This window comes from Streptomyces sp. Ag109_G2-15, assembly GCF_900215565.1.
GTDB lineage: Bacteria > Actinomycetota > Actinomycetes > Streptomycetales > Streptomycetaceae > Streptomyces > Streptomyces diastatochromogenes.
Genome location: NZ_OCNI01000001.1, coordinates 3,360,710 through 3,377,556, shown reverse-complemented (window position 1 = coordinate 3,377,556; position 16,847 = coordinate 3,360,710). Strand labels below are relative to the sequence as shown.

Below are 16,847 nucleotides of genomic sequence, written 5' to 3'. Positions count from 1 at the left end.
CGTCAAGGCCGCCGGCAGCCAGGGCCGGCCGCGCACGAGGGGGATCGAGAGATGAGCGACCACGTCAGCGACCCGGCGACCGAGGTGTTCGCCGCCCACCGCAACCTGCTCTTCACCGTCGCGTACGAGATGCTCGGATCGGCGGCCGACGCCGAGGACGTCCTCCAGGAGACCTGGCTGCGGTGGGTCAAGGTCGACCTGGGGCAGGTGAGCGACCAGCGCGCCTACCTGGTCCGGATCACGACCCGGCAGTCGCTCAACCGGCTGCGCACCCTGCAGCGCCGCAAGGAGGCGTACGTCGGCCAGTGGCTGCCCGAGCCGCTGCTCACCGCGCCGGACGTGGCCGAGGACGTCGAGCTGGCCGAGAGCGTGTCGATGGCGATGATGCTCGTCCTCGAGACGCTGTCGCCGACGGAGCGCGCCGTCTTCGTGCTGCGCGAGGTCTTCGACGTCGGCTACGACGAGATCGCGACCGCCGTCGACAAGAGCCCCGCCGCCGTCCGCCAGATCGCCCACCGCGCCCGCCGGCACGTCGATGCCCGCCGCCCTCGCGAGGTGGTCTCCGCGAGCAGGAACCGGGCGGCCCTGGAGTCGTTCCGGCGCGCACTCGACACCGGGGACCTGCAGGGTTTCCTCGACGTGCTCGCCCCCGAGGTCGTCCTGGTGGGCGATGGCGGCGGCATCAAGCAGGCCGCGGTGCGGCCGATCGTCGGCGCGGACAAGGTGGCCCGCTTCATGCTCGGTGGGCTCGGCAAGAACAAGCTCCCGATCGCCGTCGCTCCCACCGTGGTCAACGGCAGTCCGGCACTCCTCGTACACCTGGACGGCGAGATCGACGGCGTCATGGCGTTCCGCTTCGAGGACGGTCTCATCACCGGCCTCTACTACGTCCGGAACCCGCAGAAGCTGACCCGCGTCGCGTCCGAGACCCCGCTGACCCTGCGCTGACCGACGCGCCGTCGGCGCGGGCGGGAACGGCCTGGTGGACGACCAGGGCGGCGGCGAGGCACACGGCTCCGGCGACGGCCAGTCCGGATGCGGGGCCGAGAGCCGCCGTCACCCCGGTGGCGGCCGCCAGGGTGAGTGTCTCCAGGCTCATCCGCGTCGTGCTGAACAGCGCGGCGCCCGCGCCTCCGCGATGGGCGGGCACGTACGTGAGTGCCTGCCCGTCCGGGACGCCCTCGGTCAGCCCGAGGCACAGGCCGATGACCCCGGCCGCGACGAGAAGAGCCGCGGGACGGCCGGTCACCTGGAGGACGGCCGCGGTGCCGGTGCAGGCGAACAGGACGGTGGTCACCAGCGGCCTGGCCAGTCGGCGGGCGAGCCGTGCGGCAAGAAGCGGGAGGACCGTCGAGGGCACGGTCAGCAGGCTGAGCATGACCGCGGCCTCGCCCGCCCCCAGGTGCTGGACGGAGCCGAGTTGAGGGAGCGCGGTCAGTCCCACCACGAGCATCCCCATGAAGGCGCCCGTCGCCACGGCGTACGCGCGGTAGGCGGGGATCCGCAGCAGGTCCACGGGGATCGCGGGATCGGCTGCGCGCCGCTCCACGCGGACGAGTCCGGTGGCGCAGGCCGCCGCGACGAGCATCAGCCCGGTCGGCCCCCACCACGGGACGCCGGCCCCGAAGCCCAGCCCGAGTGCGGTCACCGCGGCGGCGACGGTCACCCCGAAGAGGACGGCGCCGGCACGGTCGAAGCTCCCGGACGGCTCGGGGTTGCGCAGGCCCGGCAGCCCGAGCGTGGTCAGGGCCGCTACGGCGGCGACGGCACCCGGCACGACGAAGACGAGGGGCCAGCCTCCGACGGCCATGAGGGCCTGGGCGACGACCGGGCCCAACGCCAGACTGCTGCCCAGCACGGCGCCCGCGTAGCCGTACACCCGACGCCGTTCCTCTGGCGGGTACACGGCGAGGACCATCGACGATCCACCGGCGGCACACATCGCCGCCCCGATGCCGCCGACCGCGCGCAGCGCCACCAGGGACGGCAGGTTGGGAGCGAGGGCGGAGAAGAGGCCGGTGGCCGCTACGACGATGTTGCCGATGGCGAAGAAGCGGGTGCGGGTGCTGCGATCCGCCGTCGCTCCCGCCAGCAGCAGGGCCGCGGCGAAGAGGCCGTTGTAGGCGAGGACGATCCACGGACCCAGGGCGGCCGGGCCCGGCAGTTGGGCCGACACATCGGGGACAGCGGCTGTCGCGCCGGTGATGGCGAGGGGGAACACGGCCGTGGAGACGAGGTCGGCGACGAGGACACGCCGACGCTGACGAACAGACAGGGTGAACATGGGGTGCGCTCCGGAACAGGGAGATCCGAGCGCCACGAAGGCGCTCCTGGCCAGGGGTCAGGAGCGACGGCGAGAACTGGGGTTGTGCGCCGCCGCTCTAGCGACGGCGCACCCTGTCTGTTTCCGGCACAGGCTCACGCTAACAGCGGCCTCGGTGAGCGGGACACCCGTTTTCAGGTGCTGTGGAGCCACTCGCGCAGGGCCTCGAAGTCGGTCTCCGTCAGGCCGTAGCGGTGGTCGACGCGGTGCAGGAGGGCCGGCCCGGGATGGTGGACGGCGACCCAGGAGCGGTCGGCCTCGGTGAGTTCGTCGTCGATCCAGACGAAGGGCCGGCCGGCCGCCCAGGCGACCAGGGGGCGGGTCTTCCAGTGCAGCAGGCCCGGTGGTTCGTCCTCGTCGGGCCACTCCACGACCGGCAGCGGGGGCAGGCCCAGCCAGGGCCCCAGAGAGGTGTTCGCGTCGTCCATCCAGGTCGTGGCCCACACCAGCTCGCAGCCCAGCGCCGCGAGCCGGCCGCCCAGCGCGGGGTCGACGCGGTTCAGCAGCGGATGCCCGGCGGCGTCCGGCGGCAGGGCGCGGACGCTGTCGTACACCGGGTAGGCGCGGTCCGCCGCCCCGAACGGGATGAGCGGACCGTCGACGTCGAGGAAGAGCAGCATCACCGACAGGATCAGCCCTCGAAGCCCCCCTCGGCGAGGATGCCGTCGATGCGGGCGCGGTGCGCCTTCTCCCAGTCGTCCAGGCTCTCGGCGGCCTCCTTGGCCAGCTTGGCCCGCGCGGCCGCGAGGACCTCCGCCCGGCGGGCGGCCGGTACGGCGACCACGCCCTCCTCGTCGGCCACGACCACGTCCCCGGCCTCGATCCGCACCCCTCCGCAGCACACGGGCTCGTTCAGCGGTCGTACGGCCTTCTTGGCGCCCGGGATCGGGATCACGCCCCGCGCGAAGACCGGGAAGCCGCTCTCGCGGACCTCGGCGAGGTCGCGGATCAGGCCGTCGGCGACGAAGGCCACGACACCGCGCCGCTGGGCCACCGCGCAGACGTTCCCGCCGGCCAACGCCCAGTCCAGGTCCCCCGACTCCACGACGATCACCGAGCCGGGCTCCGCGCGGTGGATCGCCGCGTGCAGCATCAGGTTGTCACCGGGCGGGCAGCTCACCGTGAACGCCGGTCCGGCGATCCGCGGCACCGGGGTCCACAGCGGCCGTATGCCGATGTCCATGACCTGGTCGCGGCCGAGCAGGTCGGCGAGGGTCGTCGTGGGGATGTCCTGGAACTCGGTGGCGTCAGTCATGAACAGGACGGTAGCGTCACGGCCATGACTGCCGGGTCGGCCTTGAGCCGTGAGCGAGTCGGGTGCCCGGCCTCTGAGTGAGGTCCGCGCGGGCCAGGAGCCCGCCGCTTTCTCTGCGCACCGAGAACAGCCATCAGCCGCAGAGAAGGAAGACTTGAGTGCCCAACCCGTTCAATCAGACGATCATCGATGAGTTCCGCGCCCACCACGGCCGCATGAGCGGCTACTTCGAAGGCGCCCGGCTCATCCTGCTCACCACCACCGGCGCCCGCAGCGGCGCCCCGCACACCACCCCCGTGGGCTATCTCCCCGACGGCGGCGAGCGGATTCTCGTCATCGCCTCGGCCGGGGGCTCGCCCCGGCACCCCGACTGGTACCGCAACCTGCTCGCCCATCCCGAAGCGACCGTCGAGAGCGGGGTGTTCACCTACCAGGCACGCGCCGAGGTACTCACCGGCGAGGAGCACGACCGGGCCTTCGCGCGGGCGGTGGAGACCGACCCGGGCTGGCAGGCGTACCAGGAGAAGGCGGGCGGCCGGGTGATCCCCGTCGTCGCGCTGCACAACATCGCGCAGGGCGGGCCGGGAAACATCGCCGCGGACTCCCCCGGCGAGGCGATCCGGCTCGTCCACGACGTGTTCCGGCGTGAACTCGACCTGATCCGCAAGGAGATGGCCGCGGGCAACGGCTCCACGCTCGGCGCCCAGCTCCGCGTCAACTGCCTCACCCTCTGCCAGGGCCTCCGCAACCACCACACCGGCGAGGACACCGTCCTGTTTCCGTTCCTCGCCGACCGCCATCCGCAGCTCGCCCCCACCCTGGAGCGGCTGGAGCGGGAGCACGGGCGTATCGCGGACCTTGTGGAGCAGCTGCGCCGCGCGGTCTCCGGCGACCACCCCGACCCGGCCGCGGCCCGCGCCGAGGTGGACCGGCTGACGGCCGAGCTGGAGGCCCATCTGGCGTACGAGGAAGAGCAGTTGGTGCCCGTACTGGGCTGAGGCACGCGTGGGCGGCCGCCGCTAGAACGGCAGCGGCCGCCCGTGTACGACGTCCAGCCGGGACACCGCCCGCGTGAGCACCACGTACAGCCGGTGCGCGCCGCGCTCCTCCGCCTCGACGACGGCGGCCGGTTCGACGGCGACGACATGGTCGTATTCCAGGCCCTTGACCAGGCTCGCGGGCACCAGGGTCAGCCGGGCGCCGAGTGCGTCCGGTCCGGCCGGGTCGAGGCCGGCCGCGGTGAGCGCGTCGCGCAGGCGGGCCACGTCCGCGTCCGCCGCGACGACACCGACCGATCCCTCGTGGGCGAGCGCCTCGCGTACGGCCGTCACGGTCGTGCCGGGCACGTCGTCGGTCGGCCGGAGGGTCAGCTCGCCGTCCGTCCGCAGCGACCGGGCGGCGGGTACGGCCACGTCCAGCCGGTCCAGCAGTCGGTTGGACAGCTCGACCACCGCGGCGGGCACCCGGAACCCGATGGTCAGCGGCACCACGGCCGCGTCCGCCTTGCCGAGGTGGCGCAGCTGGACGTCCCAGTCGCGGGCCGCCCACGGGGTGGTGCCCTGGGCGAGGTCACCGAGGACGGTCAGCGAGCCGAAGACGGCCCGGCGGGAGATGGCCCGGCACTCCATCGGCGAGAGGTCCTGCGCCTCGTCCACGACGAGGTGGCCGTACCCCTCGGGGTGCTCGATCAGCCCCGACAGCTCGTCCAGGAGGACGAGGTCGGCGGCCGACCAGCGGGCGGACTTCCACGAGCGCGGCGGACGCGGCCACCGCAGCGCGGCCTGCTCGTCGGGGTCCAGCAGCCCGTCGGCGGCCCGCGCCAGCGCCTCGCCGTCGGTCAGCAGTCCGGCCAGGACCTCCTCGGGCCGGACCTTCGGCCACATCACGTCGAGCCGGGCGGTGAGCGCCCGCAGCCGCTCGATCCGGCGCAGCCATGCGTTCGGCGGCGGCCCCGACCGCCGCTCCACCTGCTCCTGCAGCCGTCGTACCACCCTGGCGCGGACCCGCTCGCGCCCGATGCCGTACGGCGACCCCTCCGCGCGCACCTCGTCGACGATGTCGGCCAGCTGCCCGGCGGTGACCCGCAGCCAGTAGGAGCCGTCCCGTACGGCGAGGTCGGTCACGCCGGTGGTGGACACGCGCGCGTACAGCGCCCGGCGCAGCACCTCGGCCATGCGGGCGTCGTGCTTGACCGCGGCCGTGGGGGTGGGGTCGGTGCCGGTGACCGGGTGCCGGGCGATCTCGTCCAGGAGGGTGGACTGCCGGACCCCGCTCTCACCGAGGGAGGGCAGCACCTCGGCGATGTAGGAGAGGAAGGTGCGGTTGGGGCCGAGGATCAGCAGGCCGGAGCGCTGGATGCGCCGGGGGTGGGTGTAGAGCAGGTAGGCGGCGCGGTGCAGGCCGACGGCGGTCTTGCCGGTGCCCGGGGCGCCCTGGACGCACACGGAGGCGGTGAGGTCGCCGCGCACCAGGTCGTCCTGCTCGGGCTGGATCGTGGCGGCGATGTCCCGCATCGGGCCGATCCGGGGCCGCTCGATCTCCCGGGCGACGATGTCGCTGACCTGGGCCTCGCCCCGGCCGAGGTACTCGTCCTCCAGCCCGGTGAGGTCGGCGGAGTCACCCTGACTGCCCGGCGCCCAGCCGAACCGGCGCCGCACCTCGACGCCCTGCGGCTCGCGCGCGCCGGCCTGGTAGAAGGCGCGGGAGACCGGGGCCCGCCAGTCGACGACGAGGGGTGGGGCGGCCGGGTCCTCGGTGATCCGCAGCCGGCCCACGTGGTAGTGCTGCCCGCCGTGCTCGGGGTCGGTGTCGGCGAAGTCCAGCCGGCCGAAGAACAGCGGGCCCCGGGGCAGTTCGCGCAGCGCCTTGGCCTGACTGCGCAGCCGGTGGCCGAGGACCTCGGCGTCGGCACCGGAGGCGGAGACGTCCTCGCCGATGACGACCTGTTCGGCGGCGCCGTCGACCATGGCGGCGAGGGCGGCGCGGCAGGTGTCGTGGTAGGCGCGTTCGCGGTGGAGGGTGACCTCGATGGCCTCGTTGTCCTCGGGGGCGGGGTGGAGTGACGTCATGGATCCACCGTACCCAGAAAACGTAACCGAGTTAAATATATTACCGAGTCTCATCCGACTGGCCGGTCAGCCCGGGCAGCCCCGCCGCCAGCCGTCCGAAGGCCCGCTCGGCCGCCTCCACCGCGTCCGGCCGCACCTGCTCCACGCCCTCCCCCGCCGCGATCCGCCGCCAGTTCTCCAGCGCGAGGATCCGCTGGACGGCGATGATCTGCCCCGCGGCGAGCCGGGCGTCGAGGCCGCCCCCGAGCGCCTCGGCGAGCGCCGCCTCCGACCGCTCCAGATAGCCGTACACCCGCGCCACCAGGGCGGGAGTCCCGTACAGCAGCCGGTGGAAGGCGAGCACCGCGGGATGGTCGTTCAGGCCCGTGACCGGATCGCACCGCTCCAGCCCGTCCAGGAAGTTCCGGCGCAGCGCGTCCAGCGGGTCGGCCGCCTGGGCGACCACCCGTGCGGCCTCCGTCTCGTGGTCCGCGATCCGGTGCAGGACCAGGTCCTCCTTGGCCGGGAAGTACCGGAAGAGGGTCGGCTTGGAGATCCCGGCCGCGGCGGCGACCTCCGCGACCGACACGGCGTCGAAGCCACGCTCCAGGAACAGCCGTACGGCCGTGTCCGACACGTCCTGGTACATCCGCCGCTTCTTGCGCTCGCGCAGGCCCATCTCACCCATGGGGCGAGCCTACGCAGTGCCGGTCAGGCGAGGGCGCGGGCGAGATATGGGTTGGGCCGGCGGGGGACCGCCAGGCCCAGGGAGGCGGTGGCCGCCGCCAGCGTCATCGCGTACGAGTCCAGCGCGCGGCGCACGTTGGGCGCCTCCCGGCTCGCTCCGGTGACGAGCCGGTCGAGATCGACGTACGCGGAACGGACGATCTCGGTCCACCGGTACACCTGCCAGTCCTCACGCCAGTTCCAGGTGTACTCCGAGGGCAGGCGGCGCTCCCAGCGGCGGAACAGGCGGTCCCTGATCTCCGGCCGGGTCGGGGTGAGGTGCATGTGCCGGACCAGGTCGTAGAGCGGGTCGCCGACCAGAGCCATCTCCCAGTCGATCAGGGTCAGCGCCAGGCCGTCGTCGCGGCGCACCAGGTTCCAGGGGTTGAGGTCGCCGTGCAGCAGGGCCGGGGCGCGGTGGGCGACCTGGTGCCGGGCGAGGATCTCGCGCAGCCGGGGCGCGTCGGGCAGACCAAGGAAGCGGGCCAGTTGCAGGGACTCCTGGGGGAGGCGGGCGACCAGGGCGACGAGTTGGTCGCTCAGCCAGTCGTAGAAGCCCGTCCAGTCCGTCACCGGGTCGATCAAGCGGTAGTCGACCGCCGTGAGCGCAGCCAGTTGGTCGACGAGCCCGTCCGCTTCGTGCGGGAGCAGTCCGTTGACCGGGTGACTCGGGTGCTGCCGAGCGTCACGGGCCTCGTAGGTCTGGATGGCGAAACGGTCACCGGGGCGCGTCAGCCTGTCGGGCCCCTTCGGCAGGCTCTCCCCCAGCGCCAGCACCCGGGGCGCGGCCACCGCCACGCACGACCGCTCGATCGCACGCAGCACCGCGTGTTCGCTGAGGAAGCTGCGCTCACGGCGCACGACGTTCATCAGCCCGCGGCGGACGACGACGGGGAAGCCGATGTCCGGAACCTGGACAACCGTGTTCACATGCGCGACACCCCTGAACACCCGGCCGGACGCGGCCGTGGCCTCCAGTGTCAGCGCCTCGGAGACCGCGGAGAGCGGAAAGTCCGGGCGCTCCGGGAGACGTCGGTCGGGCTTCCATTCGAACGACTGGCGAACGCGCCCGCGCCAGCCGCCGCCGAGGGCCTGCGCGGCCGTACGCCAGCGCAGAAGGATCGTCTCGATCTCCTCGACCGCCGGCACCCGGGAGAGCCGCAACGGCTCCGCTGCGGCCTCCAGGGCTGTCCGTACGGCGTTCGTCGCCTTGTCCAGACTCTGCTGGTCGTAGGAGTCCTCCAGGGACTTCGCCGCCCGCATGACGTCCGGGTAGACGGACTGCGCCCGCTCGAAGGCCACGTAGTGCCGCAGATCCCTGGCCACCCCCCGCACGGCGGCGGGCCGGACCTCCAGCATGGCCCCCGCCCAGGCCTCGACGACCTCGTCCCACTGATGGGCCGGGTACTGCATCCGGACCAGATGGGTCGCGAGGTCGTGCAGGGGGTCGCCGAAGGTGGCCAGCTCCCAGTCGACGCAGATGAGGGGCGGGTCACCGTCGTACGACATGATCACGTTGTCGCGGTGCAGGTCGGCGTGGAGCAGGTGGTACGGCCGCCGGGCCATGGCCGGCACCCGCTCCGCGAACTTGGTCAGGGCGTCCTCCGGGACGCCGAGACACATGAACAAACCGCCGAAATAAGGCCAGTTGTGCTGCCGGATCCGAACCTCCGCCAGCTGGGCCAGCGTTTGAAGAAAGCCGCAGCTGTCGGTGTGGTTTACGGGCCAGGCAGACGGCAGGGGGAGCAACTCGCCCAGACCTACCCGAGCGTTGTCGGCCAGCAGACCCGCCAGCGCCTTCACCAACACCCGGTCGACCGGCTTGCCGTTGGGGCAGAGCGACGAGAGCGGTACTCCGTCCACATAGCTGTGGAGCGCGAACCCTTCTCCCTCGGCCAGGCACTCCGGCACATTGGTCAGCACGTTCCCGAGGGCGCGGAGGATCTTCGGCTCGTCGTCCCAGGTCCGGATCACCACGCGCAGCGCGTCCATCCGCCGGACACGCGCGATCACCGGGGTACCGGGCTCACGGCCCACGAGTTGCGCCACCCGATCCGTCAGCGGCAGCACGTAGTTGTGGTTGTGAAAGCCGTTGCTCGCCTGCCCCTGCTCGTAGGCAAGCTCCAGAAACGCTTCGTACACGGCAGCGGCCCGGACTCCTTCGGCACTCCCGGGCCGCAGAGGGGGGACGGGCGGTGCGCCCACTGGCCGCTCCTGGTGCTCAGGCGGAGAACGGACGAAGTGCCAACACCATACGACCGGGGTCGCGCGGCCCCAACGGAATCACGGCAAAACCTCACCACGGGGGGTCCCGTACTCACGGCACCAGCGCAGAAGTGCCGTCACGATCCTGCGGGTTCCCGGAACTGGGTCGAGCCCCAGTGGCAGTGCGGCGTCGGCCAGGGCCCGGCGCAGCTTGAACGCGGCGGGAGCGATCTGCCGCCAGCCCACCTCCGAGCCGGCGTCCAGCTCCAGTGCCGTCCGGATCACGTCGGTGAAGACAGACTGGGCCTTCTTGTAGTCGAGCAGACGTCCCAGATCCTGCTCCCAGCCGTTCGAAGTGCCGGCACGAACCCCTTCGACGGTCTCGCGCCAGCGCTGGGCGACGGCACGCTCATGCCGTGCCGGGTAGCGCATCAGGTGAAGATGGGTCGCCAGGTCATAGAGCGGGTCGCCGAGCATCGCCAGTTCCCAGTCGATCGTCCACAGGCGGTCTTCGGCATCGACGATGAAGTTCTCGCGGTGCAGATCGGCATGCAGCAGGCAGAAGGGGCGCTCCTTGAGTCCGAAGACGTTCTTCCGTAGGTGCCGGAACGACTCCTCACTCAGCCAGAGGTCCTCGAAGAGTCCTGCGAACCTCTCCAGGTTCGCCTGGTAGACGCGTTGCTCGGTGAAAAGAACGAGGCGCTCCAGAAAGGCGTCGGTGTCACCGTCCTCGGGACGGTCGTCGGGCTCACAGCGCCGTTCGGCGGAGAGGGCGTCGGGCCGCACCGCGACCATCTGTCGGAACAGATCCATGATCTGGCGGACAAAAATATCGGGAACCGGAGTCCCCGATTTATGAAAGCAACCGAGCGTACACCCTTCGATAAAACGCTGCAGACCGAGTCCGCTCACCTCGATGATGTCCGGAATTCCGAGGATCCGGCCACTGAGGGCCTTCAGCAGTTGCTCTTCGGAAGCAAAACACCGACGGTCGAACCAGAGCAGGTCGGCCCGCGGCTCCCGGCATTTCCATCGCCCCGACCGCTCGCCCGCCGTGTCGCCGGGCAGCGGAAACACATAGGTCTCGTGGTGGTAGCCGTGGAGCGGCCCCTCGACCGCGCTCTCGTCACCACTCGCCTCGACCGCGTGCAGTCGAGCAAGGGAAGCAGGTTCGGGTGACATGGCCCGTTTCTCTCACCGTGACCCTTCCGAAGGGTGCAGAAGTGGGAGCACGGTACTCCTGTTCCGGCGTGCATCGCGCCAGACGTCCACGACACGTCGAACTCGGTCCCGCTGGACAACGACTGGACGCACACGTGCGCAGCGACGTATCCCCCTGCGTCCGTAGCGCGCGCCATGAGCTGCGGTGCTGGCCGCCACGCCCGACGTGGTCCAGACTGGGACGAGACGACAGGAGGAGCCCATGGGCGGCGCAGTCGATCAACCTGCGGCTCTGCAGCGGTTGCTGAAGGACGTACGTGCCGTGCTGCTCGACTTCGACGGACCGGTCACCGACCTGTTCCGCGACGAATCGACGGCTCCTGTGGCGCGCAAGATCAAGGCGACCGTACGGGCATTCTGGGGAACTCTCGATCCCGATGTCGAGGAATGCGACGACTCCCACGGGATCCTGCGCCGCCTGAGGGACATGTTCGATCGGCCGGCCCCCGAGTCGCGCGATCCGCGGGCGCTGGTGGCGGCCGAGGAAATCGTCACCGGGTACGAGTACGAGGCCGTCAAGTCGGCGGTTCCGGCTCCCCATCTGACCCGCCTCATCGATGTGCTCGCCGACCACGGGCTGCCTCTCGTGATCGTCAGCAACAACGCAGACGGCCCCATCTGGGAATTCCTCAAGGGCGAGAGGGTCCAACGGCAGGCCAAGGTCGAGGCCGTCGTGGGCCGCGACCCGCTCGAACTTCGGCACATGAAGCCCGACCCCGACCCGGTGTACCGCGCCCTGGATCACCTGGGGATGCCGCCCGGGGCCTGCCTTCTCATCGGGGACCAGGTGACGGATCTCAAGGCCGCCCAGGCGGCCAGCACCCCCTTCCTGGGCTACACGCAGTCCCCCGAACGCGAGGCGGAGATGCTGGGCCTCGGTGCGGACTGGGTCGTGTCCTCGCACGAGCCCCTCATCGAAGCCGTGGAGAGCTTGTCGAGTCCCAACTGACCTTCTAGTGCTACAGAGTTGTCCCGGGCATGATGCTTGCCAGTGGAATACGGGGCCTCGCCGCCAGATCGCAGCAGCGGCGCGCACAGGGGGTATGAGTGTCTTCTCTCAGTCCGGGCGGCAACGGCCCGAACAGACTCGACCGCATTCGGTACACGCTGAGCGACTGGAAGCCCCGAATCGTCAAGTCGCTGCTCGCGCTGGTCGCCGCACTCGGAGTCGCCGCCGAGCTCATCGAGCCGCTCGGCAACGCGCTCAAGGGCCAGCAGCTCCTGGGCGGTTCCTTCGCGGCACTGATCGCCCTCATCCTCTTCGACGCCATCAGCGAGTCGGGGTCGAAAGAGGTCCCGGGCGTCTACGTGTTCGCCGACCGGAACAATCTGCATGACGAGTTCAGGGAGGCGTTCGAAGCCCGCCGTGTACGGGTCGACTTCTCCGGTTTCACCATGGAGACGCTGCTCGAGGCGCTCGCCGTACCGCTGGGAAAGATGGCCGACCGTGAAGTACGCACGGTCGAGCTGAAATTGTGCCTGATCATTGCCCACCTGAACCTTCCGATGGGGCTTCCGGGAGGCCTCGTACCCGCACCACGGAACGGCGACTCCGACACCACGAAGTACTATTTCAAAGACTCCCAGGCAAACCGCGAACGTATGCGAGAGGAGTTCACGAAGCGGAATTGGTCCAAACTCAAGGTCATGCTCAACCAAGCGCAGGAAAAGAACCCGCACATGACCATATCCTGCGAGATCCGGGAGTCGCCACAGATACCGGAACGAAAGGTGTACATCCTGAACCAGGAGAGGGTCTTCACCACTCCGTACGGGATTGAGCCGGACAGCATCGAATGGCGGGGAAACCGGTTCGAGATCCTCGACACCCCGGGTTTCGCACCGCTCTACGGCAGGGCTCGCTACATCGGCTGGGATCTGCGTTCGAAGTCTCGCTCGACCAAGCAGATCGCAGAACACCACATGGAGTGCCACCGGAACCTGTGGAAGAAGCTGGCCGACATCAAGCCGGAGCGTCCCGTGATCAGCGATCCTCGGTGGACACGTCCGAGGCGCCAGGACGCGTCCTCTTAGCCTGCCTCGATCGTGAGCAGGCGCCACACGGCCTCGAACCACGCCGTCATGCTGTCCACGAAGGTCGACCCCGGGGAGTCGGGGTCGCCGTCGCGGACGTGATGGGTGAGCGTCGCGCCGAGCCCCAGGACGTCCACGGCCTCGATCTCCTCGCCGGTGTCGAGCATCAGCGTCCGTTCGACCGGTATGTAGGGGCCGTGCAGCACCTCATCACGGTTGATGACGTAGAGCTTGCACGACGGGGTCAGGGGGGCGTGCCGGAACTCGTACTCCACCGACGGGACCAGCTTCTCGGTGCGCAGTTCCCCGAGGACCTTGTGGAGCGAGGCGGTGTGCCGCTCGGCGATACCGCGCAGCCGCTTCAGCAGCCGGGCGTCGTCCCCAGAGTCCTTGCCTCGCGGGTAGGGCAGGGCCTCGATGGCGGACGGTGACGGGAGCACCATGCGCAGGGCGATGCGCCGGGGCTCGATGAGGCCGGCCCGGATGCGCTCCGCCTGCATGTGCATGTGGATGTCCAGGCTCTCGGAGGTCAGCGTGAAGATGTCGAGGGTCACTTCGCCGCGCTCGAACGCCTCGCCGATCAGCGGGCCCAGCGTCATCGGGTGCCGGGACCGGGTGGCCCGGGGCGTGGACGACTGGATGCGCTGGTTCCTGACGACCCTCGAGCCCTGCCCCTGCCGCGACTCGATCCAGCCCTCGCTGCGCAGCTCCCGCAGAACCCGCTGCACGGTGTCGCGGGAGACCCCGAACTGCTTCGCCAGCGCGTTCTGCGAGGGCAGGAACGTGTCCAGCGGATAGCCGCCGTCGGCGATCCTCACCCGCAGCTCCTCCGAGACCCGGCGGAACTCGCTGCCGCCGGCCTCGTCCTTCCGATTGACCATCACACGCCGTACATACCTCTCGCGTGACCACGGCAATCGACAACCTGACCCAACTGGCCTTCCGGGGCGCGGATCCGCCGGCCGCTAGCCGCGCAGCACCTGCAGCAACGGCTCCAGCGACCCCACCACGCAACCGGCTCCGGCCGCCCGCAGAAGCTTCGCCTTCTGGCCGTTACGCGCGTAGCCGAGGAACGGGACGCCGGCGCGTTGTGCGGCGGCGAGGTCCGAGGGGGAGTCGCCGATCATCACGGCGGCCGAGGGGGCGGCGCCCATCGCGTTCAGGGCCCGGTTGAGGCAGTGCGGGTCGGGCTTGAGGAGGTGCAGGTCCGGGGTGCGGCCGTAGATGTGGGGGGCGAAGCAGCCGGTGAGGCCGCGGCCGTCGAGGTAGGCGCGGACCACCCGGGGGGAGTTGTTGGTGGTGATGGCCAGGCGGGAGCCGACGGCGGTCCAGGTGCGTATCAGGGGGTCGGCGTAGGCGGTGGGCAGCGCGGAGGTCGCGGCCCGCAGCTCCTCCTGGGTGAGACGTTCCTCCAGCTCCGTGACCAGGTCGCTGCCGGGGTGCCGGCGGTCCACGGCGCGCAGCACCGCATGCGGGTCCAGCGAGTCGTGCCCGGTGTCGCTCTCGGTGTCGCTGAGCAGTCCGTGCAGCCCGCGCCCGGCCAGCCACTGCACCAGCCCGGCCGCCACCCGCTCCGCCTTGTGCCCGGCGAACAGGCGGCAGATCGGCCCGTCGAAGTCCCAGAGCACGACCCGGGCACGGGTGATCAGTTCCGACAGCTTCTCGATCTCGTTCGCGGTCTGTTCGTCCGCCGGTTCGGTCGCCACCGGTCCAGTCTGCGTCGTCGTCTCAGAAGTCACTAGGAGAGTGTCAGGTCCGTGGTGATGGTTTCCCAGAGGGCGTCGAACCACTTCTGGGACTCCTCCACGAACGCGGCGTCGCGCCGCCCGGCCCGCTTCTCGAAGGAGAACAGGAGGGACTCGGAGCCGACGGTGTCGTACATCTCCAGCGTTCCACTGTCCGTCGGCTCCTCGCGGCGCGTGATCATGTAGTACGCGTACAGCGCCTCCACGCCGTTGAGCAGGTACAGCTTGGCCGGCGGGGTGAACGGCAGGGCCCGGAAGGTGACGTGTACGTCGATGTCGTGGGTGGAGCGCAGGGCCTGGAGGTTGTACTGCAGGACCTGGCCCTGGGCGTTGCGCATCGCCAGCCAGCGCTGGTGCACGGTGTCGTCGTCGGGGCGGGCGTCGACCGAGACCGGGAAGGCGAGGTTGATGTCCCGGGACGGCAACAGGATGCGGACGTCGATCCGGTCGGGGCGCAGCCGGCCCTCGTGGATCAGGCGGAGTGGCTCACCCAGGGCCGGGATGAGGGACTGCGCGGTCAGGCAGGCCGCGTCGATGCGCACGTGCGGGGCGGAGAACGCCTCGGTCAGCCGGGGGGCGAGGCCCACCATCGTCGGCTGGGGTTCGTCGCGGGCGGGGGCGGGCCCGGCGACGCGCGGGGGGCTTCCCTTGCTGACGTTGCTGAGCAGACCGTCGGCCGCGAGTGCCCTCAGGGCCTGGCGTACGGCACCGCGCTCCACCCCGAACTCCACGGCCAGATCCGCCTGGGTGGGCAGGCGCTCGCCCGCCTTCAGGTCGCCGGTTCGGATGCGTTCCCGCAGGATGTCGGCGATCTCCTGGGGTGTGAGCCTTCTGCTGCCGTTCACTGCCACGTTCTCCTGAGCCACGACCAAACGCTACAACCCTCATCCATCTAAAGGGAGTTGTTCCGAAGTTGTTTGTAAGTAGCGACCAAGTGGGGACAACATAATCAGAGTTGGTTGCCAACTTGGTCAAGTTGGCAGGCCGAAAGGGGGAACCACCATGCCCGTCCTCGCACTCCTCTGCGCCGTCTTCGTCGTCGGCTTCGAGCAGGTCGTCCAGTGGAAGTACGGCGCCGCCGGCATCGTCGGCCTGCTGCTGCTCTCCGTCGGCATCAAGGCCAAGAGCCCGGCGGTCAGCTCCGCCGGTGCCGTGCTGCTCGCGGTGCTCCTCACGGGACCCACCCTCTGATCCGGGCCCCCGCTACGTCAGCACCAGCTCCGAACTGATCGTCTCCCACAGTGCGTTGAACCACAGATGGGACTGCTCCACGAACGTGGTGTCGCGCAGGTCGGCGCCCTGTTCGAAGGCGAACAGCATCGACCGCGTGCCCTCGGCGTCGTACAGCGCCAGGTGCTCGTGGTCGATCTCCCGCTCGCGGCGGGTGAGCGTGTAGTACGCGAACAGCGCCTCAGCGCCGTTGAGCAGATACAGCTTGACCGGCGGGGTGAACGGCAGCGCGCGGAAGGAGACGCGCACGTCGATGCCGTGCGTGGTGCGCAGCGCGTTCAGGTTGTGCCGCAGCACCTGGCCCTGGGCGTTGCGCTGGGCCAGCCAGCGCCGGTGCAGCAGGCCGCCGTCGGAGGCGTCCACCGGCGCCGGGAAGGCGAGGTCGATGTTTCGGCTGGGCAGCAGGACCCGGACGTCGATCTTGGCCGGTTTCAGCTGTCCGGCGTGGATCTGGCGCAGCGCGACGCCCAGGGCCAGCGTGAGCGAGACCGAGGTCAGGCAGAGGGCGTCGATCTCGACGTGCGGGGCGGCGAAGGCGGCCGCGATCCGCGGGGCGAGGCCCACCATGGTGGGCTGCGGCGCCGCGGGGCCGGCCGCGGGGCGGGCGTGCCCCTCGGGTGCGGCCACGGTGGCGGGGCTGCCCTTGGACACGTCGGTCAGCAGGTGCTCCGACTGCAGGATGCGCAGCGCCTCCCGTACGGCGCCGCGCTCCACGCCGAACTCGTCGGCCAGCTTGGCCTGGGTGGGCATGCGCTGGCCGGGTCGCAGCGCACCGGAACGTATCCGGGCGCGCAGTTCGTCGGCCACCTCGCGATGTGACGTGCGTGACCGCTGTGGCCTCTTCCGTTCACTGGCGGAGGCGTGTTCCGGGTCCACGAACAAACACTACAACTTCCCGCCATCTTCCGGCAGTTCGCGGAAAGGTGGTTATGAGACGCATCCAAGCGGAGATAAGCACAGTGAAGTTGGTCGCCAACTTGAACAACATGGTCGAGCTTCCCCAGTGGTTGGCCGACCGGGCTCCCTTCCGGAGGGGAGCCGGGAGCCCGGGCAGGGGGCGG

Annotated in this window: 16 protein-coding genes; 5 read left to right on the top strand and 11 right to left on the bottom strand. The window is 70.6% G+C overall.

Annotated elements, in window-relative coordinates; genetic code table 11:
* The first annotated feature begins 51 nt into the window (after window positions 1-51).
* On the top strand, window positions 52-948 hold the full coding sequence (locus CRP49_RS15160; protein WP_097253836.1) for an RNA polymerase sigma-70 factor: 897 nt from the start codon (window positions 52-54) through the stop codon (window positions 946-948).
* On the opposite strand, the gene CRP49_RS15155 is transcribed toward CRP49_RS15160, so the two are convergent.
* From CRP49_RS15155 to CRP49_RS15145, 3 genes are all read right to left on the bottom strand, one after another.
* The gene (locus tag CRP49_RS15155) at window positions 872-2,284 is read right to left on the bottom strand and encodes an MFS transporter (RefSeq protein ID WP_097253835.1); all 1,413 of its coding nucleotides are present in this window, start codon (window positions 2,282-2,284) and stop codon (window positions 872-874) included. The genes CRP49_RS15160 and CRP49_RS15155 overlap by 77 nt on opposite strands.
* A gap of 173 nt (window positions 2,285-2,457) precedes the next feature.
* Window positions 2,458-2,943, bottom strand: a complete 486-nt coding sequence (locus CRP49_RS15150; RefSeq protein WP_097253834.1) for an HAD domain-containing protein — start codon at window positions 2,941-2,943, stop codon at window positions 2,458-2,460.
* 11 nt (window positions 2,944-2,954) lie between these two features.
* A complete protein-coding gene (locus tag CRP49_RS15145) occupies window positions 2,955-3,578 on the bottom strand; it encodes an RraA family protein (protein WP_097253833.1) in 624 nt (207 codons plus the stop codon).
* 158 nt (window positions 3,579-3,736) lie between these two features.
* Here CRP49_RS15145 and CRP49_RS15140 point away from each other — a divergent pair, with 158 nt between their 5' ends.
* Window positions 3,737-4,576 carry a nitroreductase family deazaflavin-dependent oxidoreductase gene (locus tag CRP49_RS15140; protein ID WP_097253832.1) on the top strand — a complete coding sequence of 280 codons (840 nt, stop codon included), beginning with the start codon at window positions 3,737-3,739 and terminating at the stop codon, window positions 4,574-4,576.
* Window positions 4,577-4,597: 21 nt separating this feature from the next.
* Here CRP49_RS15140 and CRP49_RS15135 read toward each other — a convergent pair whose 3' ends face one another.
* From CRP49_RS15135 to CRP49_RS15120, 4 genes are all read right to left on the bottom strand, one after another.
* Window positions 4,598-6,646 carry an AAA family ATPase gene (locus CRP49_RS15135; RefSeq protein WP_097253831.1) on the bottom strand — a complete coding sequence of 683 codons (2,049 nt, stop codon included), beginning with the start codon at window positions 6,644-6,646 and terminating at the stop codon, window positions 4,598-4,600.
* A 40-nt stretch (window positions 6,647-6,686) separates the two neighbouring features.
* Entirely contained in the window at window positions 6,687-7,313 is a 627-nt protein-coding gene (locus tag CRP49_RS15130; RefSeq protein ID WP_097253830.1) for a TetR family transcriptional regulator, read from the bottom strand.
* A 23-nt stretch (window positions 7,314-7,336) separates the two neighbouring features.
* On the bottom strand, window positions 7,337-9,556 hold the full coding sequence (locus CRP49_RS15125) for an aminoglycoside phosphotransferase family protein (RefSeq protein WP_097253829.1): 2,220 nt from the start codon (window positions 9,554-9,556) through the stop codon (window positions 7,337-7,339).
* 78 nt (window positions 9,557-9,634) lie between these two features.
* Window positions 9,635-10,738, bottom strand: a complete 1,104-nt coding sequence (locus CRP49_RS15120; protein WP_097253828.1) for an aminoglycoside phosphotransferase family protein — start codon at window positions 10,736-10,738, stop codon at window positions 9,635-9,637.
* A 241-nt stretch (window positions 10,739-10,979) separates the two neighbouring features.
* Here CRP49_RS15120 and CRP49_RS15115 point away from each other — a divergent pair, with 241 nt between their 5' ends.
* Both CRP49_RS15115 and CRP49_RS15110 read left to right on the top strand, forming a co-directional pair.
* Entirely contained in the window at window positions 10,980-11,726 is a 747-nt protein-coding gene (locus CRP49_RS15115) for an HAD family hydrolase (protein WP_097253827.1), read from the top strand.
* 98 nt (window positions 11,727-11,824) lie between these two features.
* Window positions 11,825-12,811 (top strand): hypothetical protein, encoded by a 987-nt coding sequence (locus CRP49_RS15110; RefSeq protein WP_097253826.1) that lies wholly within the window; start codon window positions 11,825-11,827, stop codon window positions 12,809-12,811.
* Here CRP49_RS15110 and CRP49_RS15105 read toward each other — a convergent pair.
* The 3 genes from CRP49_RS15105 to CRP49_RS15095 form a co-directional block, all read right to left on the bottom strand.
* Complete coding sequence (locus CRP49_RS15105; RefSeq protein WP_097253825.1) at window positions 12,808-13,692, bottom strand: winged helix-turn-helix domain-containing protein; 885 nt, start codon at window positions 13,690-13,692, stop codon at window positions 12,808-12,810. The two genes, CRP49_RS15110 and CRP49_RS15105, sit on opposite strands and share 4 nt — an antisense overlap.
* Window positions 13,693-13,776: 84 nt before the next feature.
* Window positions 13,777-14,517, bottom strand: a complete 741-nt coding sequence (locus tag CRP49_RS15100; RefSeq protein ID WP_257033407.1) for an HAD family hydrolase — start codon at window positions 14,515-14,517, stop codon at window positions 13,777-13,779.
* 32 nt (window positions 14,518-14,549) lie between these two features.
* Window positions 14,550-15,401, bottom strand: a complete 852-nt coding sequence (locus tag CRP49_RS15095) for a winged helix-turn-helix domain-containing protein (protein ID WP_097253824.1) — start codon at window positions 15,399-15,401, stop codon at window positions 14,550-14,552.
* A 157-nt stretch (window positions 15,402-15,558) separates the two neighbouring features.
* Between CRP49_RS15095 and CRP49_RS15090 the strand changes: the two genes are divergently transcribed.
* Window positions 15,559-15,747 carry a hypothetical protein gene (locus CRP49_RS15090; RefSeq protein WP_097253823.1) on the top strand — a complete coding sequence of 63 codons (189 nt, stop codon included), beginning with the start codon at window positions 15,559-15,561 and terminating at the stop codon, window positions 15,745-15,747.
* 12 nt (window positions 15,748-15,759) lie between these two features.
* Here CRP49_RS15090 and CRP49_RS15085 read toward each other — a convergent pair whose 3' ends face one another.
* On the bottom strand, window positions 15,760-16,668 hold the full coding sequence (locus CRP49_RS15085) for a GntR family transcriptional regulator (RefSeq protein ID WP_097253822.1): 909 nt from the start codon (window positions 16,666-16,668) through the stop codon (window positions 15,760-15,762).
* Window positions 16,669-16,847 lie beyond the last annotated feature (179 nt).